General features: G+C 51.7%; 16 protein-coding genes. All 16 read left to right on the top strand.

The genetic code is table 11. The features are described from left to right. The first annotated feature begins 63 nt into the window (after nucleotides 1-63). The 16 genes from MHI43_RS21095 to rpsO all read left to right on the top strand — a co-directional run bounded on the left by MHI43_RS21095 (nucleotide 64) and on the right by rpsO (nucleotide 19243). Nucleotides 64-831, top strand: coding sequence for an isoprenyl transferase (locus tag MHI43_RS21095; RefSeq protein WP_009594721.1), 768 nt, complete (start codon nucleotides 64-66; stop codon nucleotides 829-831). Nucleotides 832-851: 20 nt separating this feature from the next. After that, nucleotides 852-1652 (top strand): phosphatidate cytidylyltransferase, encoded by an 801-nt coding sequence (locus tag MHI43_RS21090; RefSeq protein WP_036659228.1) that lies wholly within the window; start codon nucleotides 852-854, stop codon nucleotides 1650-1652. Nucleotides 1653-1669: 17 nt separating this feature from the next. Continuing rightward, a complete protein-coding gene (locus MHI43_RS21085) occupies nucleotides 1670-2809 on the top strand; it encodes a 1-deoxy-D-xylulose-5-phosphate reductoisomerase (RefSeq protein ID WP_036659229.1) in 1140 nt (379 codons plus the stop codon). Nucleotides 2810-2940: 131 nt separating this feature from the next. Further along, nucleotides 2941-4215 (top strand): RIP metalloprotease RseP, encoded by a 1275-nt coding sequence (rseP, locus tag MHI43_RS21080; RefSeq protein ID WP_009594768.1) that lies wholly within the window; start codon nucleotides 2941-2943, stop codon nucleotides 4213-4215. Between the two features lie 221 nt (nucleotides 4216-4436). Continuing rightward, the gene (gene proS / locus MHI43_RS21075) at nucleotides 4437-5894 is read left to right on the top strand and encodes a proline--tRNA ligase (RefSeq protein ID WP_009594764.1); all 1458 of its coding nucleotides are present in this window, start codon (nucleotides 4437-4439) and stop codon (nucleotides 5892-5894) included. A 250-nt stretch (nucleotides 5895-6144) separates the two neighbouring features. Then, the gene (locus MHI43_RS21070; RefSeq protein ID WP_015736305.1) at nucleotides 6145-10461 is read left to right on the top strand and encodes a PolC-type DNA polymerase III; all 4317 of its coding nucleotides are present in this window, start codon (nucleotides 6145-6147) and stop codon (nucleotides 10459-10461) included. Between the two features lie 179 nt (nucleotides 10462-10640). Then, nucleotides 10641-11102: a ribosome maturation factor RimP gene (gene rimP, locus MHI43_RS21065; protein ID WP_036659231.1), complete on the top strand. Its 462-nt coding sequence runs from the start codon at nucleotides 10641-10643 to the stop codon at nucleotides 11100-11102. 32 nt (nucleotides 11103-11134) lie between these two features. Next, nucleotides 11135-12232 (top strand): transcription termination factor NusA, encoded by a 1098-nt coding sequence (gene nusA / locus MHI43_RS21060; RefSeq protein ID WP_009594773.1) that lies wholly within the window; start codon nucleotides 11135-11137, stop codon nucleotides 12230-12232. Between the two features lie 25 nt (nucleotides 12233-12257). After that, on the top strand, nucleotides 12258-12569 hold the full coding sequence (locus MHI43_RS21055) for a YlxR family protein (RefSeq protein WP_009594698.1): 312 nt from the start codon (nucleotides 12258-12260) through the stop codon (nucleotides 12567-12569). Continuing rightward, nucleotides 12562-12885 (top strand): ribosomal L7Ae/L30e/S12e/Gadd45 family protein, encoded by a 324-nt coding sequence (locus tag MHI43_RS21050; RefSeq protein ID WP_200868593.1) that lies wholly within the window; start codon nucleotides 12562-12564, stop codon nucleotides 12883-12885. The genes MHI43_RS21055 and MHI43_RS21050 overlap by 8 nt, the downstream gene beginning before the upstream one ends. Next, on the top strand, nucleotides 12878-15529 hold the full coding sequence (infB, locus tag MHI43_RS21045; RefSeq protein WP_036659234.1) for a translation initiation factor IF-2: 2652 nt from the start codon (nucleotides 12878-12880) through the stop codon (nucleotides 15527-15529). Before MHI43_RS21050 ends, infB begins: the two co-directional genes overlap by 8 nt. A 19-nt stretch (nucleotides 15530-15548) precedes the next feature. Next, a complete protein-coding gene (gene rbfA, locus MHI43_RS21040) occupies nucleotides 15549-15902 on the top strand; it encodes a 30S ribosome-binding factor RbfA (protein WP_009594729.1) in 354 nt (117 codons plus the stop codon). 30 nt (nucleotides 15903-15932) lie between these two features. Beyond that, nucleotides 15933-16910 (top strand): bifunctional oligoribonuclease/PAP phosphatase NrnA, encoded by a 978-nt coding sequence (locus MHI43_RS21035; RefSeq protein WP_036659235.1) that lies wholly within the window; start codon nucleotides 15933-15935, stop codon nucleotides 16908-16910. Next, nucleotides 16907-17818 carry a tRNA pseudouridine(55) synthase TruB gene (gene truB, locus MHI43_RS21030; protein ID WP_015736301.1) on the top strand — a complete coding sequence of 304 codons (912 nt, stop codon included), beginning with the start codon at nucleotides 16907-16909 and terminating at the stop codon, nucleotides 17816-17818. Before MHI43_RS21035 ends, truB begins: the two co-directional genes overlap by 4 nt. A gap of 35 nt (nucleotides 17819-17853) precedes the next feature. Then, complete coding sequence (locus tag MHI43_RS21025; protein WP_015736300.1) at nucleotides 17854-18807, top strand: bifunctional riboflavin kinase/FAD synthetase; 954 nt, start codon at nucleotides 17854-17856, stop codon at nucleotides 18805-18807. A 166-nt stretch (nucleotides 18808-18973) separates the two neighbouring features. Then, a complete protein-coding gene (gene rpsO / locus MHI43_RS21020; RefSeq protein WP_006211281.1) occupies nucleotides 18974-19243 on the top strand; it encodes a 30S ribosomal protein S15 in 270 nt (89 codons plus the stop codon). Nucleotides 19244-19626: the final 383 nt, after the last annotated feature.

Here is a 19626-nt window from a genome sequence, read left to right as displayed (position 1 = left end):
GCCCCTCCTGTCAATGGTGGGGTTTGTCTCTTTTTTTGCAGAAAGATGCCTGGAGGAAATGGAATGATCAAACGGGTTCGATCGTGGTTGAATCAGGAGGACAGTCAGCAGACGCATCAGCTCTCTCCGGACAACATCCCGCATCATGTTGCCATCATCATGGATGGCAATGGGCGTTGGGCGAAACGGCGCGGCATGCCGCGGATCGTTGGCCATCAGAATGGCATGAAGGCTGTCAAAAGAGCTGCCATAGCCGCCGATGAGTTGGGAATCAAAATATTGACGATGTATGCTTTCTCTACGGAAAACTGGACGCGTCCGAAGGATGAGGTCGATTTTCTTATGAAGCTTCCGCAGGAGTTTCTGGCTATTGAGCTGGAAGAGCTGATCGAGAAAAATGTCCAGGTCCGCATGATGGGGCATCCGGAAGACCTTCCGTCCCATACCGTGTCTGCGATGGAAGAAGCTGTTGCGAAAACTGCCGGCAATGACGGGCTTGTGCTTAACTTTGCGCTCAATTACGGCAGCCGGAAAGAGATCACCGAAAGTGTCAAGGCGCTCGGACGGGAAGTGCGAGACGGAATTCTCCGTCCTGAGGACATTACAGAGGAACTGATTGGCCAGCGGCTCCTCACAGGCGAATTGCCGGATCCGGATTTACTGATCCGCACAAGCGGCGAGCTGCGGCTGAGCAATTTTATGTTGTGGCAGCTCGCGTACAGCGAGTTATGGTTTACGGATGCCTATTGGCCGGAGTTCACCAAAGACCATTTGGTGGAGGCCGTAGCCGATTATCAACAAAGAACTAGGCGCTACGGTGGACTGTCGTAGCCGATGGAGGATGGAACGTTTTGAAACAGCGATTGATTACCGGAATTATAGCGGGAGCGGTCTTTTTAGGATTATGTTTCATAGGCGGTCTGTGGTACCATCTTCTAATTCTGGCGATGGCGCTAGTCGGTTACTATGAGTTTGTGCGCATGACCCATACGGCACCGTTCGGGGGAACGGCATGGATCGGGTATGCGGGAGTGCTGCTGCTTGTATTTCCATGGGGTCCCCTTGATCTGAAACTTCCGATCCCATGGGAACATGTGCTTTGGCTCCTGCTGCTCTTATTTTTGCTGGCGACGGTGACCACGAAAAATACGATAGATATCAAGCGGATCTCTTTATTGTTTTTGGCATCGGTCTATATCGGCATCGGATTTTCCTTCATAGCCGAATCTCGGCATGCTCCGGACGGGCATGGCGTATTTTGGACTTTTTTGCTGCTGGGCTCGATCTGGGCAAGTGATGCGGGAGCGTATTTTGTCGGCCGCGCCATGGGGCGCCATAAATTATGGCCTTCCATAAGCCCGAACAAAACGGTGGAGGGTGCGCTCGGCGGTGTGATCATCGCCGTGTTCACGTCGCTGCTCTTTTCATTCTACTCAGATGGAATCCTGACGGCTGGACATGCGGTTCTGATTGGGCTTTCCTGCGCCGTTATCGGCCAGCTCGGCGACTTGGTGCAATCCGCCTATAAACGGGTGTATGACATCAAGGATTCGGGCAAGCTGCTGCCGGGACATGGAGGAATACTGGATCGATGCGACAGTTGGATCGTCGTATTTCCGTTTGTACATATATTGAGTCTCCTGCCTTACTGATGAAAGGAAAGATGAGCATGAAGAAGATCAGCGTACTCGGCTCCACGGGCTCCATTGGCACCCAAACCTTGGATGTGGTGAGGAAGCACCGGGAACAATTTCAGATTGAAGGCTTGGCTGCGGGGAGCAATAAGGAATTGCTGCTTCAGCAGGTTCAGGAGTTTTCTCCGCGAAAAGTGTCCGTTGCGACGAAAGAGCTTGCTGACAGTTTAAGGCATGATCTTCCTGCCGGAACCGAAGTGTTTCATGGCCATGAAGGCCTGATCGAGATTGCGGCAGCGACAGACGCCGAGCTGGTCGTTACTGCGGTCGTTGGAAGTTTGGGCCTTTCTTCTACGCTTGCGGCCATTAACGAGGGGAAGACGATCGGGCTTGCCAACAAGGAAACATTGGTTACCGCAGGTCACCTGGTTACCGCTCAAGCCGCTGCAAAAGGGGTAAAGCTCTTGCCGATCGACAGTGAGCATTCCGCCATATTCCAATGCTTGAACGGAGAACGGCATGAAGATATCGAACGGATTACGCTGACCGCTTCCGGCGGGTCGTTCCGGGATTACACCCGCGATCAGCTGGTCAACGTTACGGTGGAGGATGCGCTTAAGCATCCAAACTGGTCCATGGGCGCCAAAATCACGATCGATTCCGCGACCATGGTCAATAAAGGGCTTGAGGTCATTGAAGCGCATTGGTTGTACGGCATACCGTACGACAATATTTCCGTGCTTCTCCACCCGGAAAGCATCATCCATTCTTTTGTGGAGTTCCGCGATTCCAGCATTATCGCGCAGCTCGGCAACCCGGACATGCGGGTCCCGATTCAATATGCGCTGACTTATCCCGAGCGGTGGTCTTCGCCTGCACCAAGGCTCTCCTTGGCAGAAGCAGGAAAGCTGCACTTCCGGGAAATGGACCTTGAGCGTTTTCCTTGTTTAAGGCTCGCTTATGAATGTGGTAAAATGGGTGGTACAGCGCCAACGGTATTCAATGCGGCCAATGAAATCGCGGTCGCCCGCTTTCTCCGCGGCGAAATCTCTTTTCTGCGAATCGAAGAGATAATCGAGGAAGTGCTGCATAGTCACCAAAAAGTGCCGGAACCGGCGCTGGAGACGATTGAAGAGAATGATCGGATTGCACGTGAAATAGCTTCCCGACTATAAGTTTTGAAGTGTTTTTGAAATCTCCCTTGAAAAAAAGCGGACAGCTTGTGATTCTCTTGTGGACGACAGGAGAATAATGATAATCTATAGGGACATACTGCGTTCTCAGAGGAAAAGGGGGATGTAAAGAATTGGAAATGGTTCGGGTCGTTTTTTTAACGGTGCTCATGTTTTTTGTGATCGTTACCGTGCACGAATGGGGTCACTATTATTTTGCCCGGCGTGCCGGAATCTTGGTACGCGAGTTCGCGATTGGATTTGGTCCTAAGCTGTTCTCATATAAACGCCATGAAACGCAGTTCACGCTTCGTCTTCTCCCGTTCGGCGGATATGCCCGCATGGCCGGAGAAGATCCGGAACTTGTCGAGATTCAGCCCGGTCAGACGATTGCGGTTCGAGTGAACGCAGAGAATCAAGTGAAAAAGATTTATCTGGATCAACTCGACAACCGTAAAAATGTCATTCGCGGCGAAGTCCAGTTTATCGACATGGTGGACCGTTTGTCGGTGAGGCTTGATGTGGATGGTGAATTTCAGCAGTACGAGATCCATCCGCAAGCATTAACGGTAGCTAAAGGTGTCGAGACGCAGATCGCACCGAGAGACCGCCAGTTCGGCAGCAAGACCGTCGGCCAAAGAGCGCTTGCGATATTTGCCGGCCCTGTCATGAACTTTATTTTGGCCTTCGTGCTGTTTGCCCTTCACATTCAGATGGCCGGTATACCGGTCGAGAATCCAACCTACGTACAGATTGGCGAGATTACGAAAGGCATGCCAGCAGACGAAGCGGATCTGAAAGAGGGCGACATCATCGAGAGCATCAACGGAACGGCGATTGGGGCCGATTATCAGAAGATGATCGAATTGATTGCGGCCTCCAAGGACAAGCCGATGGAATGGACCGTACGCCGGGGAGAGGAATCTTTCGATTTGACGTTGACGCCTCGGACCATGGAGGGCCAGGAAGGCGGCAAGGTCGGGATCGTTCCTGAGCTCCCTACCCGATCCGCAGGGCTTGGTGAGACGATTACCGGCTCCGGGACGGCGATGGTTGACACCACCAATATTATTTTCCAGGGCTTCAGACAGTTGATTCAGAAGTTTTCCATGGATGATTTAGGCGGTCCTGTGCGGACCTTTGAGGTCACGGGTCAAATCGCCAAACAGGGTATCGAACAGTTGACCTATTGGGCGGCCATTCTAAGCTTGTACCTGGGCATATTCAACCTGCTGCCGATTCCGGCGCTGGATGGAAGCCGGCTCGTATTCTTGGGGATCGAGGCATTACGGGGCAAGCCGGTTGACCCGAACAGGGAAGGCATGGTTCACTTTATCGGGTTTGCGATGCTGTTCCTGTTAATGATTGCCGTCACCTATAACGATATTTTGCGTTTGATCAACGGATAGGCCTTAAGGTACGGCTCGGTGCGCCAGCCGCGACGAAAGCCGTACCTTTTTCTATTGTTATCAGAGTTTCACGCATAACGATATCCAGCATGGAGTTCTATAATACAGGGCGGGTTTTATAGCCGCGGCCCGTTCACACATATCGCCAATAACGTCCAGTCAAGCCGCCTGAATGAACGGCTTAGACCACGCGTTTTATTAATGGGAGGAACACGATTTATATGTCTAAGGAATCGAAGGATAAACAATTCGTGACGGAGATCACGCCGCAAGGAGAAGATTTCTCGCGCTGGTACATCGATGTCATCAAAAAAGCAGACTTGATGGATTATTCCCCAGTCCGGGGCTGCATCGTCTTTAAACCGGACGGTTATGAAATTTGGGAGCATATCCAAGCGGAGCTGGATCGGCGCTTTAAGGCAACGGGACATCGGAACGCTTATTTCCCGTTGTTCATTCCGGAGAGCTTTTTCCAGAAAGAGAAGGAGCATGTGGAAGGTTTCAATCCAGAGCTGCCATGGGTGACCGAAGCGGCGGGCGAGAAGCTTGAAGAGCGTCTGGCTATTCGTCCGACTTCCGAAACGATGTTCGGGCATATGTATTCCAAATGGATTCAATCCTATCGTGATCTTCCTGTGCTGATCAATCAGTGGGCCAACGTGGTGCGCTGGGAGAAACGCACGCTGCCGTTCCTCCGCACCAGCGAGTTTTTATGGCAAGAGGGTCATACCGCTCATGAAACGGAAGCGGAAGCAAGAGGGGAAACCATGCAAATGCTCGATATCTATCAGCAATTCGTAGAGGACTATCTCGCGATTCCGGTGATCAAGGGGCAGAAGACGCCTTCGGAGAAATTCGCGGGTGCCGTGGACACGTTCTCCATCGAAGCGATGATGAAAGACGGTCGGGCTGTACAAGCTGGCACATCACACTACATGGGTACCAACTTCTCGCAAGCTTTCGATATTCAATATTTGAACCGTGAAAATACGCTGGAATACGCACATACGACTTCCTGGGGAGTCAGCACGCGTCTTATCGGCTCCTTGATCATGGTCCATGGGGACGACCGGGGCTTGGTGCTTCCTCCAAAAGTTGCGCCGACTCAAGTAATCATGATTCCAATCGGGCCTCCGAAGACGAGAGACGCCGTCGTGGGCCGTACGGACGAGCTGTTCCGTGAACTGAAATCCGCTGGGATCCGCGTACGGGTGGACGACAATCCGGATGTGCGTCCAGGCTGGAAATTCAATGAGTACGAAATGCGCGGCGTTCCGGTTCGTCTGGAGATCGGGCCTCGTGATATGGAGAATGGCGTCTGCGTGCTCGTTTCCCGCATTACGGGCGAGAAGAAGGTTGTGGAGCAGGCCAACCTGATCCAGGAAGTGCAGAGCATGCTGGAACAGGTGCATCAGGAAATGTTCGATCGTGCGAAGCAGTTCCGCGAGGATCATTTCTATTCCGTGGAGACGCTGGACGAAATGAAGGACAGCATGGAGGACAAGCGCGGGTTTACCTTGGCAGGATGGTGCGGTTCGGAAGCTTGCGAAGACACCGTGAAGCAAGAAACCGGCGCGACGAGCAGAAACATTCCGTTTGAACCGGCCGAGAACAAAACGAAGTGTCTCGTATGCGGCGAGGATGCGAAGCATACGGTGCTGTTCGCGAGAGCGTACTAGGAATTCGATATTATGAGTTTCCGACTTGCATGACGAAGGGCAATTTTTCGTCCGCGTCGGGGATTCATCATCTGGAGTAAGCTTCCGGATGGCAGTATGACGGACGCTCTCTTTCTCGGGGCAGGACGATGGAGTGCTGCCGGCGGAAGCTTTATTCTGTTTTTTATCCGCTAAACGCGGTCTGTCTTCTGTGGATGTAGGTCGATAGAAGTTTTTCTTACAGCTTTATGTTATGCAGGGGGAGGGAACCATGGGCACGACTGAAGATAAAAGGAAGCGATTTGAACTGCTGATCAAGCAGGGAGAAGTTCCGGCCAATCTGGTGGAACCCTATTTTTTAGACGGTGTGATTGAACAAGTAGAGACCAGCAGGAACAGCAAGGACTGGAGGATAACCGTTCAGAAGGAGACCTTGGTCCCGGCCGAAGTTTATCGTACATTTTGCCTGAGGATTCAGGAGAAGATGGGACATATCGCAAAGATCAAATTTGTGTTCCGGTATGGAAGCGGCGTTCCGGAGGCCGATATCGTGCAGGAGTATTGGGGCTTGTTTCTGGAGTGGGCACACCGGGAGATTCCATCGGTCAATGGCTGGATGACAAGGGCGAAACACGAGGTGGAAGATGGGCAGGTCCTTCTCTCCATGTCGGATGGCATGTCGCTTGAACTTGCCCGCAAGAAACAGATCGATGCCGCCATAACCCGATTCTTCGGGCAGTACTTCGATCTGACACTGCGCGTGAAGATGCAGGTCGGCGATAACGGCCAGGCCGCTTACGAGGAGTTCGAGCAGAGGAAGCGCGAGGAAGAGCGCGAGGTTATCGAACAGATCATGAGCAGCATGGAAGCGGAGCTGGATGCCGAGGACGAGGAAGAAGGCGACGTTCGGCTGCAGGTCGGATATGATATCAAGGATCAGCCGGTTTCGATCCAGGAGATCCAGGACGAAGAGAAGAAAATTACGATCCAGGGTACCATTTTCGGGTTGGACCGCAAGGAGCTCCGAAACGGCAGCACGCTGTTTACCTTCAACTTAACCGATTTCAGCGATTCCTTGCAGATGAAGATGTTTGGCAAAACGAAGGATGACTTGAAGGTCCTGAGCCTTCTTGAGAACGGCAAATGGGTGAAGGCACGCGGACGCGTGGAATATGACCGGTTTATGCAGGTGCCGGAGCTTGTCATGATCCCGTCCGACCTCAATGAAGTCAAGGCGCCCCCTTCCCGCAAGGATAACGCTGCCGAGAAGCGGGTGGAATTCCATCTCCATACCACTATGAGCACGATGGATGCGGTCACGCCGATCGACCGGTACATCAAAACCGCGGCCGCCTGGGGACATAAAGCGATTGCCGTAAGTGATCACGGCGGCGTGCAGTGTTATCCTGACGCAGCCAAGAACGCCAAGAAACACGGAATCAAAATGATGTACGGCATCGAGGCCAATGTCGTGAATGATGCCGTCAACATCGTGGAACAGGCACAGCCGATTGAGCTGAGCAGCGCGACTTACGTGGTATTCGATATTGAAACCACGGGTTTGTCCATCACCGCGAACAAGATCATCGAGCTTGCAGCCGTGAAGATGCACGAAGGCAAGGAGATTGGCCGGTACGCCACGTTTGTTAATCCGCACGAGCGAATTCCGTACCATATCCAGCAATTGACGAACATCAATGACGATATGGTCAAGGATGCTCCTGAACTGGAGCCGGTACTGAAGGAATTTGTTGAATTCGTCGGCGATGGCGTGCTCGTGGCTCACAACGCGCGGTTTGACATGGGGTTCATTCAGGCAGCACTCAAGAATGCAGGCATGGACACGCTGGAGAATCCGTATTTGGATACGCTGGAGCTGGCCCGACTGGTGCATCCGGGACTTAAGAATCACCGCCTTAACACATTGGCGGATAAGTACAAGGTGCTGCTAGAAAGCCATCACCGCGCGATCGACGATACAATTGCGCTGGCGGGAATCCTGAACGGGCTCCTCAGCGACGTAGACAAAACCAAAGGCGTGAAGATGCTGGACCGTCTTAATGATTACGTGGGCATGGACCTGTCCAATACCCGTCCGTTCCATTGCGGGATTTACGCTTTGAACATGACGGGCAAGAAGAATCTGTACAAACTGGTCTCCATGTCGCATACCGAATATTTCAAGCGGGTGCCCTGCATCCCGAAATCCAAGCTCCAAGAGATGCGGGACGGGCTGCTGGTGCTGTCCGGCTGCGAAAAAGGGGAGTTCTTCGAAACGGTGCTGAACAAGACGGAGGAAGAAGCCGAAGAGATTGCAGGCTTTTACGACGTTCTGGAAATCCAGCCGTTGACGATGTATATGCATTTGGTGGACAAAGGCCTGGTAGGCAGCCCCGAAGAGATCAAAACCGCCATTTCCAAAGTCGTGCGCATCGGCGAAAAGCTGAACAAGCCGGTCATCGCTACAGGGAATGTGCACTATCTGGAACCGCGGGACAAGCTGTTCCGGGACATCACCATCCATGGCATTACCGGCTTCAGCCCGCTCAAGGATATGCGCAAGCCAGACGCGCATTTTCGGACTACGGAAGAGATGCTGCAAGAGTTCGAGTTTTTGGGTCAGGACAAATGCTATGAAGTCGTGGTAACGAACACAAGCGAATTGGCCGACCGTTTTGAAGATTTGGAGCTGTTCCCGGATAAGCTGTTTACGCCGATCCTGGAGGGGGCCGACGAAGAAATCCGCAACACCTGCTACGACACGGCCAAGTCGATCTATGGGGAGAACCTGCCCGAGGTCGTTGTGGCCCGGTTGGAGAAAGAGCTGGAGCCGATTATTAGATACGGCTTCTCCGCGAACTATCTGATTTCCGAGAAGCTGGTGAAAAAATCGAATCGGGACGGCTATTTGGTTGGTTCCCGGGGTTCCGTTGGCTCCTCCGTCGTTGCGACGTTCCTCGGCATATCCGAGGTTAACCCGCTGCCAGCGCATTACATTTGCTTGAACAGCGACTGCAAGCACAGCGAATGGTTCCTGGACGGCAGCGTGCCGAGCGGATTCGACTTGCCGGACAAGGCTTGTCCGGAATGCGGAAACATGATGAAGGGCGAAGGACAGGATATCCCGTTCGAAACCTTCCTGGGCTTCAAAGGGGATAAGGTTCCCGATATCGATTTGAACTTCTCCGGCGAATATCAACCGCATGCCCATAATTTCACCAAGGAGATGTTCGGCGAGAAGAACGTATTCCGTGCCGGTACCATCGGCACCGTGGCGGAGAAGACGGCGTTCGGCTTTGCCAAGAAATACGAGGAGCACAACAACAAGCGCTGGCGTGGCGCGGAATTAAACCGGCTGGCGTCAGGCTGTACCGGCGTCAAGCGCAGCACGGGCCAGCATCCCGGCGGTATTGTCGTTGTGCCGGACTACATCGAGGTTGAAGAGATAACGCCTGTGCAGTACCCTGCCGATGATGTCAACGCGGAGTGGAAAACGACGCATTTCGATTATCATGCCTTTGAAGCGAATTTGCTCAAGCTGGATATTCTCGGACACGATGATCCGACGATGATGAGAATGCTCCAGGATTTGACCGGGGTGGACCCAACGACCATCCCGATGAACGATCCGAAAGTAATGAGCATGTTCAACTCAACGGAAGCGCTGGGCGTGAAGCCGGAGCAAATACGCTCGCCGGTGGCCACCTTCGGCGTGCCGGAGATGGGGACCAAGTTCGTGCGTCAGATGCTGGTGGAGTCGCAGCCGTCGAGTTTTGCTGACCTTTTGCAAATCTCGGGACTTTCACATGGAACCGGCGTATGGCTCGGCAACGCACAAGAGCTCATCAAGAATGGAACCTGCAACATCAAAACCGTTATCGGTTGCCGCGATGACATCATGCTGTTCCTGATTTACAAGGCCGGCATGGACGCCAGCCTCGCGTTTAAGATTACGGAAAGCGTGCGTAAAGGCCGGGGGTTGTCCCAGGAATGGATCGACGAGATGAAGAAATGCAAAGTGCCGCAGTGGTACATTGATTCCTGTCTCAAAATCCAGTACATGTTCCCGAAAGCCCACGCCGCCGCATATGTTATTTCAGCGGTGCGAACGGCTTACTTCAAGCTGTATTATCCGATTGAATACTACGCAACCTACTTCTCGGTCCGCGCCGAGGATTTTGATATCGAATTATGCTGTCAGGGTTATGAGGCGATCTATCGCCGGATTGAAGAGATCGAGCAGCTCGGATTCGGAGCGAGTCCGAAGGAAAAAGGCATGCTGCCGATTCTGGAGATGGCGCTGGAAATGACGGCAAGGGGCTTCTCATTCAAGAACATCGATTTGTATCAATCCGACGCCTTGAGATTCAAGGTGGATGGCGACTCGCTCATTCCGCCGTTCTCTGCGCTTGCGGGAATCGGCGATAACGCCGCCCGCAACATAGCCGCCGCGCGTGAATTCGGAGAATTCCTCTCCATCGAGGATTTCCAGCAAAAATCGAAGGCAAGCAAAACCGCCGTGGAGCTGTTGACCCAAATGGGATGCTTCCGCGGTCTGCCGGAGAGCAACCAGTTGTCATTGTTCTGATTCTTGTCATTCTTTCATGGCCGTGACGCCTTGACAGTCAAGGAGTCATACTTGTCACTATTACCAGACTATGTTATAATTTTTTTGGTAATCATGGAGATAAAACCGTTGTGTAAAGAGTGGGGCAACCCACTCTTTACTCTTTGGTATATAGGAAATCAACTTGGAGGTTATGTTCTTTGAGCACATCAAAGATTAAAACGACTGTGGAAGAAATGGTGCAGCCGTATTTGGACGAACACGGCTTTGAACTGGTAGATGTGGAATACGTTAAGGAAGGAAGCAACTGGTTTTTGCGCGTGTTTGTTGATAAAGACGGCGGCATTGACATTGACGATTGCGGTTTAATCAGTGAATACCTGAGCCAGAAGCTGGACGAGAACGATCCGATTCCGACGGCTTATTTTCTTGAAGTCTCTTCTCCTGGCGCGGAACGTCCCCTGAAGAAAAAAGAGGATGTTGCGAAGTCAGTCGGCAAGAACGTGTTTGTTACGGTATACGAGCCGATTAACGGGTTGAAGGAGTTTGAAGGCAAGCTGGAATCCTTTGATAACGAGGAGCTAGTCATTCAGACCGCGAAGAAGCAGCACGTGATTCCATATGCAAAAGTAGCCAGTGCCAGATTGGCCATCATTTTTTAAACGGAAGTTTTGAAAGGGGGAACCGATTTTCAATGAGTATGGATTTTATTGAAGCGATGAATGAGTTGGAAAGAGAGAAGGGCATCAGCAAGGATGTGCTGTTTGAAGCCATTGAAGCGGCACTGATCTCAAGTTACAAGCGCAATTTCAACACCGCGCAAAATGTACGGGTAGACATGAATCGCAACACGGGTGTTATCAAGGTGTTCGCACGGAAACTGATCGTGGACGAGGTTCTGGATCCGCGCACTGAAATTTCGTTGCATGCCGCACGCGAGATCAATCCGCATTTTCAGATCGAAGATATAGCGGAAATCGAGGTTACGCCGCGTGATTTCGGACGGATCGCCGCTCAAACGGCAAAGCAGGTTGTTACCCAGCGCATTAGAGAAGCCGAACGCGGCCTGATCTACAGCGCTTTTATTGACAAGGAAGACGATATCGTTACGGGTACGCTGCAGCGTCAGGATTTGCGCAACATCTATATCGACCTTGGCAAGATCGAAGCGGCACTGCCGCTTACCGAGCTTATGCCTAACGAGAAGTTCAAGCATGGCGACCGGATCAAAGCGTACATTACGAAGGTTGAGAACACAACCAAAGGGCCGCAGATTATGCTGTCCCGTACGCATCCGGGCCTTTTGAAGCGCCTGTTCGAGCTGGAAGTGCCGGAAATTTTCGACGGCGTCGTGGAAATTCGCTCGGTTGCGCGCGAAGCAGGATTCCGCTCCAAAATTGCGGTGTATTCCCGCAACGATGAAGTCGATCCGGTCGGCTCTTGCGTAGGGCCTAAGGGATTGCGCGTACAAACGATTGTCAATGAGCTTCGCGGCGAAAAAATCGACATCGTGCGTTATTCCGACCAGGTCGAAGAATACGTGGCCAATGCGCTGAGCCCATCCAAAGTGCTTGAAGTCCAAGTATTTGAAGATGAGAAGATGGCGCGCGTAATCGTTCCGGATTACCAACTCTCGCTGGCGATAGGGATCAAAGGCCAGAATGCTCGTCTCGCGGCGAAGCTGACCGGCTGGAAGATTGATATTAAGAGCGAAAGTCAGGCGGAGCAGGAATTTGGCAGACCGAAGTCCCAATCAGGTGAAATGCACCAGGATTCCGTCTCTGTCGATTAATTCCAAATGACGGGGGGTTGTCGTCTTGAAACAGAGAAAGATACCGCTGCGTAAATGTGTGGCGTGTCAGGAAATGATGCCGAAGAAAGAGCTCATCCGGATTGTCAGGACTCCCGATGACGCTGTCCTGATCGATCTCACCGGCAAAAAGTCGGGACGGGGAGCGTATCTATGCGGCAAGGTTTCCTGCTTCAAGCTGGCACACAAAAATAAAGCACTGGATCGAGCGTTGAAACAACATGTGAAGCCTGAGATCTACGAACAGTTGGCACAGGATTTCATCAAGGTTGAGGATGAATTCCTGGCTGCAAAAGAGAGTGCTGCCGATGATGAATAGGGCGCTTTCTCAGCTCGGCCTGGCCATGAGGGCAGGTAAGGTGGTTACCGGAGATGAGATCGTGCTCAAAGCCATCCGGTCTTCTGAAGCAAAATTGGTTATTCTGGCGGGTGACGCCTCAGATAATACAACAAAGAAGTTCCGCGACAAATGCGGTTCTTACAATATCCCTCTGGTAATCGGATTTGACCGGGAAAGTCTGGGCACAAGTGTAGGTAAACCCGAGCGGGTTGTGCTGGCAGTTACGGATCAAGGATTCGCAGGAATGATCTCCAAGAAAATGGAGACAATGTCGGAGGTGGAGTATATTGAGTAAACAGGAAAACAAAGACAATAAACTTCGAGTGTACGAATATGCTAAATCGTTGAACATGAGCAGTAAAGAAATTATCACGATACTTAAGCGTTTGAACGTTCCGGTCAATAACCACATGAGCGTAATGGAAAACGATACGGTGTCCAAGGTAGAGCAGTTCTTCAAAGATATCAAATCGAATGCGGCAGCTAAGCGGGACAGTGGCGACGCTCCCCGAACCGAGAACCGCAAACCTTCGGGTTCCGGAGCGAATGCAGCCGCATCCGTATCCCATGCTAAAACAGAAGGCACTTCCACTAACGTGAATGCAGACGGCAACCGTAATGGGCAGGACGGTATGCGTCATTCAGGACAACGAGTATCAGGACAACAAGGTCAAAGCCAGCCCAAAAAACAACAGGAAAAGCAGGTAGGTATGAATAGTAGAACGAATTCAAACACACAACAAGCTTCAGGTTCCCAGCGTCCCCAAGGAGGGCAGGATACCCGAAGAAACCAATCTGGCTCCGCACAAGGAAGCCAGCAGAATAATCGCAGCCAAGGCTCCAGACCGGGCGGCAGCACGCAGACCGGATCCCGTCCACAAGGCGGAGGTCAAGGCGGCGGGCGTCCGCAAGGCAATAATCAGGGCGGATCGCGTCCGCAGGGCGGCAACAACCCAGGCGGAGCGCGTCCTCAGAGCAAGCCGGGTGGAACCGGAGGCGGATTCTCAGGATCCAATAACAGTAACGGCCAGAACCGCGGTTCCAGAAACAACAATAACAATCGTTCAGACTCCAAGCGTTTTGATGACAACCGTCAGGGAGGATTCCGTGGCAACAATCGCGGTGGCAAGAACAACCGCGGCCGGAATCAACATAATCAGCAGCCGCCTCGTGAGAAAATCGACAACACGCCGAAGAAAATTATCGTCCGTGGCAACATGACCGTCGGTGAAACGGCGAAGCTGCTTCATAAGGACGCTTCCGAAGTCATCAAGAAGCTGATTTTCCTCGGCGTGATGGCCACCATCAACCAGGAGCTGGATATCGATACGATTCTATTGCTCGCTGGCGAATTCGGTGTAGAAGTCGAAGTGAAAATTCCGGTAGAGGAAGATCGTTTTGAGACCGTTGAAGAAAACGATGCTCCGGAAGAACTGAAAGAGCGTCCACCGGTTGTTACGATTATGGGTCACGTTGACCACGGTAAAACGACGCTGCTGGATGCGATCCGTTCCACGAACGTATCTAGTGGCGAAGCTGGCGGGATTACGCAGCATATCGGTGCTTACCAAGTCGAGATCAACAACAAGAAGATTACGTTCCTGGATACACCGGGCCACGAAGCGTTTACGGCCATGCGTGCCCGTGGTGCACAAGTAACGGATATGACGATCATCGTGGTTGCGGCTGACGACGGCGTGATGCCACAGACGGTCGAAGCGATTAACCATGCTAAAGCGGCAGGTTTGCCGATCATCGTTGCCGTGAACAAAATCGATAAGCCGGACGCTAACCCGGATAAAGTGAAACAAGAATTGACGGAATACGAGTTAGTGCCTGAAGAATGGGGCGGAGATACCATCTTTGTTAACGTTTCGGCGAAACAGCGGATGGGTCTGGAAGACTTGCTTGAAATGATCCTTCTGGTAGCAGAAGTGAATGAATATAAAGCAAACCCTGATAAACGCGCGCGCGGTACCGTGATTGAAGCTGAGCTTGATAAAGGCAGAGGACCGGTAGCACGCATCCTCGTTCAGCATGGTACGTTGAAAGTGGGCGACGCCTTCGTAGCCGGCAACTGCTTTGGACGTATTCGCGCCATGGTGAACGATAAAGGCCGTCGTTTAAAAGAAGCCGGACCATCAACGCCGGTCGAAATTACCGGTTTGACTGAAGTTCCGGGCGCCGGCGATCCGTTCATGGTGTTCGAGGATGAGCGTAAAGCGCGTAATATCGCGGATAAGCGTGCGATTACCCATCGTCAATCCGAATTGAACACGAATACGCGGGTGACGCTGGATGATCTCTTCCAGCACATTAAAGACGGCGAGATCAAGGATCTTAACGTTATTATCAAAGGTGACGTGCAAGGTTCCGTCGAGGCGCTGAAAGGCTCCTTGAACAAAATCGAAGTGGAAGGCGTTCGCGTCAAGATTATCCATAGCGGTGCCGGTGCCATCACCGAATCCGATATTATTTTGGCAGCTGCCTCCAACGCGATCGTAATCGGGTTTAACGTTCGTCCTGACGTTCAAGCGAAGCAAACCGCCGAGCAGGAGAAGGTTGATATCCGTCTGCACCGTGTAATATATAATGTAATCGAGGAAATTGAGCAAGCTATGAAGGGGATGCTCGATCCGGAGTATAAAGAATCCGTGATCGGTCATGCGGAAGTCCGCAACACCTTTAAAGTGAGCAAAGTGGGTACGATTGCAGGATGTATGGTGACATCCGGTAAAATTACGCGTAACGCAGAAGCTCGCTTGATCCGTGACGGCATTGTCGTTCATGAAGGCAAGATCGATTCCCTCAAGCGCTTTAAAGATGACGCTAAAGAAGTGGCACAGGGTTACGAGTGCGGTATTACCTTGGTAGGCTATAGCGACGTCAAAGAAGGGGACGTAATCGAAGCCTTCATCATGGAGACGGTAGAGCGCTAACGAATGAGGTGATCAGACCATGGCAAAAATCAGAACTGGGCGCGTAGGCGAGCAGATTAAAAAAGAGCTCAGCCAACTGATCCAAACGGAATTGAAAGACCCGAGAATCGGTTTTATTACCGTGACCGGCGTGGATGTAACTAACGACCTTTCCCAAGCGAAGGTATACCTGAGCGTGCTCGGCGACGACGAGCAGAAGGCGGCTTCCTTGAAAGGGCTGGAGAAGGCAAGCGGCTTTCTCCGTTCTGAGCTGGGCAAGCGAATTCGTCTCCGGCATGTTCCGGAGCTGATCTTCAAATTCGACGATTCCATTGCTTATGGCAGCCATATTGAGAAGCTGCTGACCGAAATCGTGGATCGCGAAGAGAAATAGAGTAGTTTTTGTTTATAAAGGAGAGGGCGAATGCAGACCTATGAACAAGAGCTGCAGCAGGTGAAGTCGTTTCTGCTGGAGCACGATGATTATTTGGTTGTGTCGCATGTTCAGCCCGATGGAGATGCAGTCAGTTCCACCCTTGCGGTGGGCTGGCTTCTCTCATGTCTGGGCAAGAAATTCACGATGATCAACGAAGGGCCCATCCCGAAGCGCATGAAAAAGCTGTGGCATGCAGAAGACATTCTCAATCTGTCCGAACAGCAGCCGGGAAGGACGTTTTCAAACGTCATTTGCGTGGATTGCGCGGATTTTGCGAGAGTAGGTTATACGCAGCAGGTGTTTGCCGATCATGCGAGCATCGTTAATATTGACCATCATCCAACGAATGATCGTTACGGAGCCGTTAACCTGGTTGTGCCCGAGGCGGCTGCAACCGCAGAAATCCTTTATGATTTGCTGAATTTGTTTGAAATCGATTGGGATGCCGAAATCGCTACTGCGATTTATACCGGATTGTTAACGGATACTGGCGGTTTTCGTTATTCCAATACGTCGCCCAAGGTCATGAGCATGGCTTCCGATCTGTTATCCTATGGTGTGAACGGCCCTGAAATTGCGGAAACGCTGCTGGAGGAAATGACGCTGCCGCAGATGAAGGTGCTGATTCAGGCGTTAAACACGTTGAGTCTGTCGGATGACGGTAAAATAGCCTGGGTGTACGTAACCCCCGAGCATATGGAATTATGCGGTGCCGTTAGCGAGGATCTTGAAGGGATCGTCAATTATCCCCGAAACATTCAGGGAGTCGAAGTCGGGATTCTGTTCAAATCGCTGAAATCCGGAATGGTCAAGGCGAGTTTGCGTTCAGCCGGCAAAGTGGATGTTGCCGCATTGGCCCAAATTTTTGGCGGTGGCGGCCATGTCCGGGCGGCAGGGTGCAGCATGGAAGGCTCCCTTCAAGACATCATCCCTAAAGTAGTAGAGCAGGTGAGATTAAAGCTATGACGCAATTAGAAGGCATCTTGGCCGTTCACAAACCGGCCGGATGGACCTCCCACGATGTGGTAGCCAAAGTTCGGGGAATGGTTCGTTTGAAGCGGATCGGACATACCGGGACGCTGGACCCTGAAGTGACGGGCGTGCTTCCGTTATGCTTGGGGAGAGCCACGCGGGTCGTCGAATATCTGCAGGAGCTGCCTAAAGAGTATCATGCGGTCCTCCGCCTTGGATACTCGACCGATACCGAGGATATTACCGGGAATGTGGTGGAGACTGCGGATGAAGTCCGCGTGACCAGAGACGAGGCGCTTGAAGCGCTGCAATCTTTTAGAGGCCAGATCTCTCAGGTTCCTCCTATGTACTCCGCCGTCAAAATCAACGGCAAACGATTGTACGAGCTTGCCAGAGAAGGCAAGACGGTGGAGCGCAAAAGCCGTACCGTAACGATTCATGAAATCGAGATGACGGACTTTGATGCGGAAGGGGAGTATACGGAAATTTCTTTCCGTGTACTGTGCTCCAAAGGTACATACATCCGCACGCTTTGTGTGGATATCGGGAGGAAGCTCGGCCTGCCGTCCGTCATGGTTAAGCTGGTACGTACGATATCGGCGGGAATCACCGAGGCGCAGTGCTTGACACTAGAGCAAATTGAGCAGTTCATGAAGGATGAAACGTTGCAAACCCGGCTTATTCCGGTGGATCAGGCGATTCATCATCTAGCAAAGCATACGGTTTCCGAAGAGAAGGCGGAGGCCGCGCTGAAGGGGCAACGTTTGTCCTCCAGGGCGGTAGAACCGGCCGTCGACAGTTCGGAGCCTATCCGTTTGTACGATATAAAGGAAAACTTTCTGGGCATCTATAAGCGTCAGGAAGAGACGGGCGCTATCGTTCCCGTGAAAGTATTTTCCTAAGCATGACTGGATTTAGTGAGTGGAGGTGAGAAATCATGAGGATTGTTTCATTATCTTATCCTGTATCTTCCGACATCGTACGAGAAGCTGCCGAGCCCAAGGTAGCGGCAATCGGCCAGTTCGACGGTCTTCACCTGGGACATGCCAGCGTGCTTTCGACCGCTGTCAACATTGCTCGGGAGAATGGAGTGCCGGCCGCGCTCATTACCTTCTATCCGCATCCGAAGGACGTGATCGGTAAGGGGAGCTATGAAGGCTATCTGACACCCCAGCCTGACAAGCAGCAGCTGCTCGAGCAGATGGGCATCGATATTCTGTACGTCGTCGAGTTCAATAAAGAATTTTCCCAAGTAAGTCCGGAAGCGTTTGTTGAAGAAATGCTCTTTCCCTTGAATCTTCAAACGGCGGTAGTCGGATTTGATTTCCGGTTCGGCCATAAAGGCGCAGGAGACGCAGTTAAACTTCAGGAACTCGGCGAAGGCAAAATGTCGGTCGTTACGGTACCGCCATTCCTGGTCGATGGCGAGAAGGTAGGAAGTTCATCCATACGGATTGCCTTAAAAACTGGACAGCTGTCGGACGCAAACCGCTGGCTCGGACGGAATTACCACATCCGGGGTACGGTCGTTCACGGGGAGAAGCGGGGAAGAAAGATCGGTTTCCCTACCGCGAACCTGGAATTGACGGACCCGTTCGTGGCGCCTGCATTGGGCGTCTATGCCGTCCGTGCCCGCACGGATAAGCATTACGACTGGATACCGGGCGTCATGAACGTCGGCGTGAAGCCGACGTTCCACGAAGGGATTACTGAACCGATCTTCGAGGTCCATCTGTTTGATTTCGAAGGGGATCTGTACGACCAGATCATGACGGTGGATATCGTTCAATATATCCGCAAGGAGCATAAATTCGAATCGGTTCAGGAGCTTGTGGAATGGATTCAGCGGGATGCCGTCGAGGCCCGCAAAATATTGAATGTCAGCGAATAAAACGTTTTGGGACAAATTGTTCGCAAACGGATTTTCTTTTTCAGGTAAAGTATGCTATACTCTTAGAGGTTGCCCGAGGATCGGGCAATTCTAACCTTGGCTTGGATGTTCGATCTCACCGTCGGTACCTGGGCCAACGGCGATTATAATGAGGGAGGTGAACAGGATGGCATTGACTCAAGAACGTAAACAACAACTGATTGACGAGCACAAAACTCATGAGTCCGATACAGGATCCCCAGAGGTGCAAATCGCTATCCTAACGGAAAACATTACGAACTTGACTGACCACTTGCGTACGCACAAGAAGGATCATCATTCCCGTCGCGGATTGTTGAAAATGGTCGGCCAACGCCGTAAGTTGCTTGCATACTTGAAAAACAAGGATGTTAAACGTTACAGTGCTTTGATCGAGAAGCTTGGATTGCGTCGCTAATCATCCATAAGATGTGCCGAAAACAGCCTGGTTGTCCACTGTCCTTCTTGGAACGACAGCGGCACAGCCGGGCTCTTTTCTAAGTATTGTACAATTTACCGTTACGAAAGCTTCCCCACAAAGTACTGCGTACGCTTCATAGCCTAAACTCCACTTTGTGGGGTTATCTTAATATAGATTCTTGATAGATGGTAGGCGTGGTCTGTTCGCTAATTTTCACTTCATGGTATAACCGGGGCAATCTATACGGAGAATGTTTTCTATACGGTTCGGGTTGTTCCTGTACATAGGTTCGTGATATTCGACCGCTTCGATGACTCTGGTTAGGAAATGTGGACAGCGTTTGGCAAAAACATGCTGATGATTAGGATTTCAAAAAAATT

The organism is Paenibacillus sp. FSL H8-0457 (genome assembly GCF_038051935.1).
GTDB classification, from domain to species: Bacteria; Bacillota; Bacilli; order Paenibacillales; family Paenibacillaceae; genus Paenibacillus_AQ; species Paenibacillus_AQ lautus_A.
The sequence above is the reverse complement of the archived record's forward strand: the minus strand, read 5'-3'. Positions and strand labels throughout refer to the sequence as shown.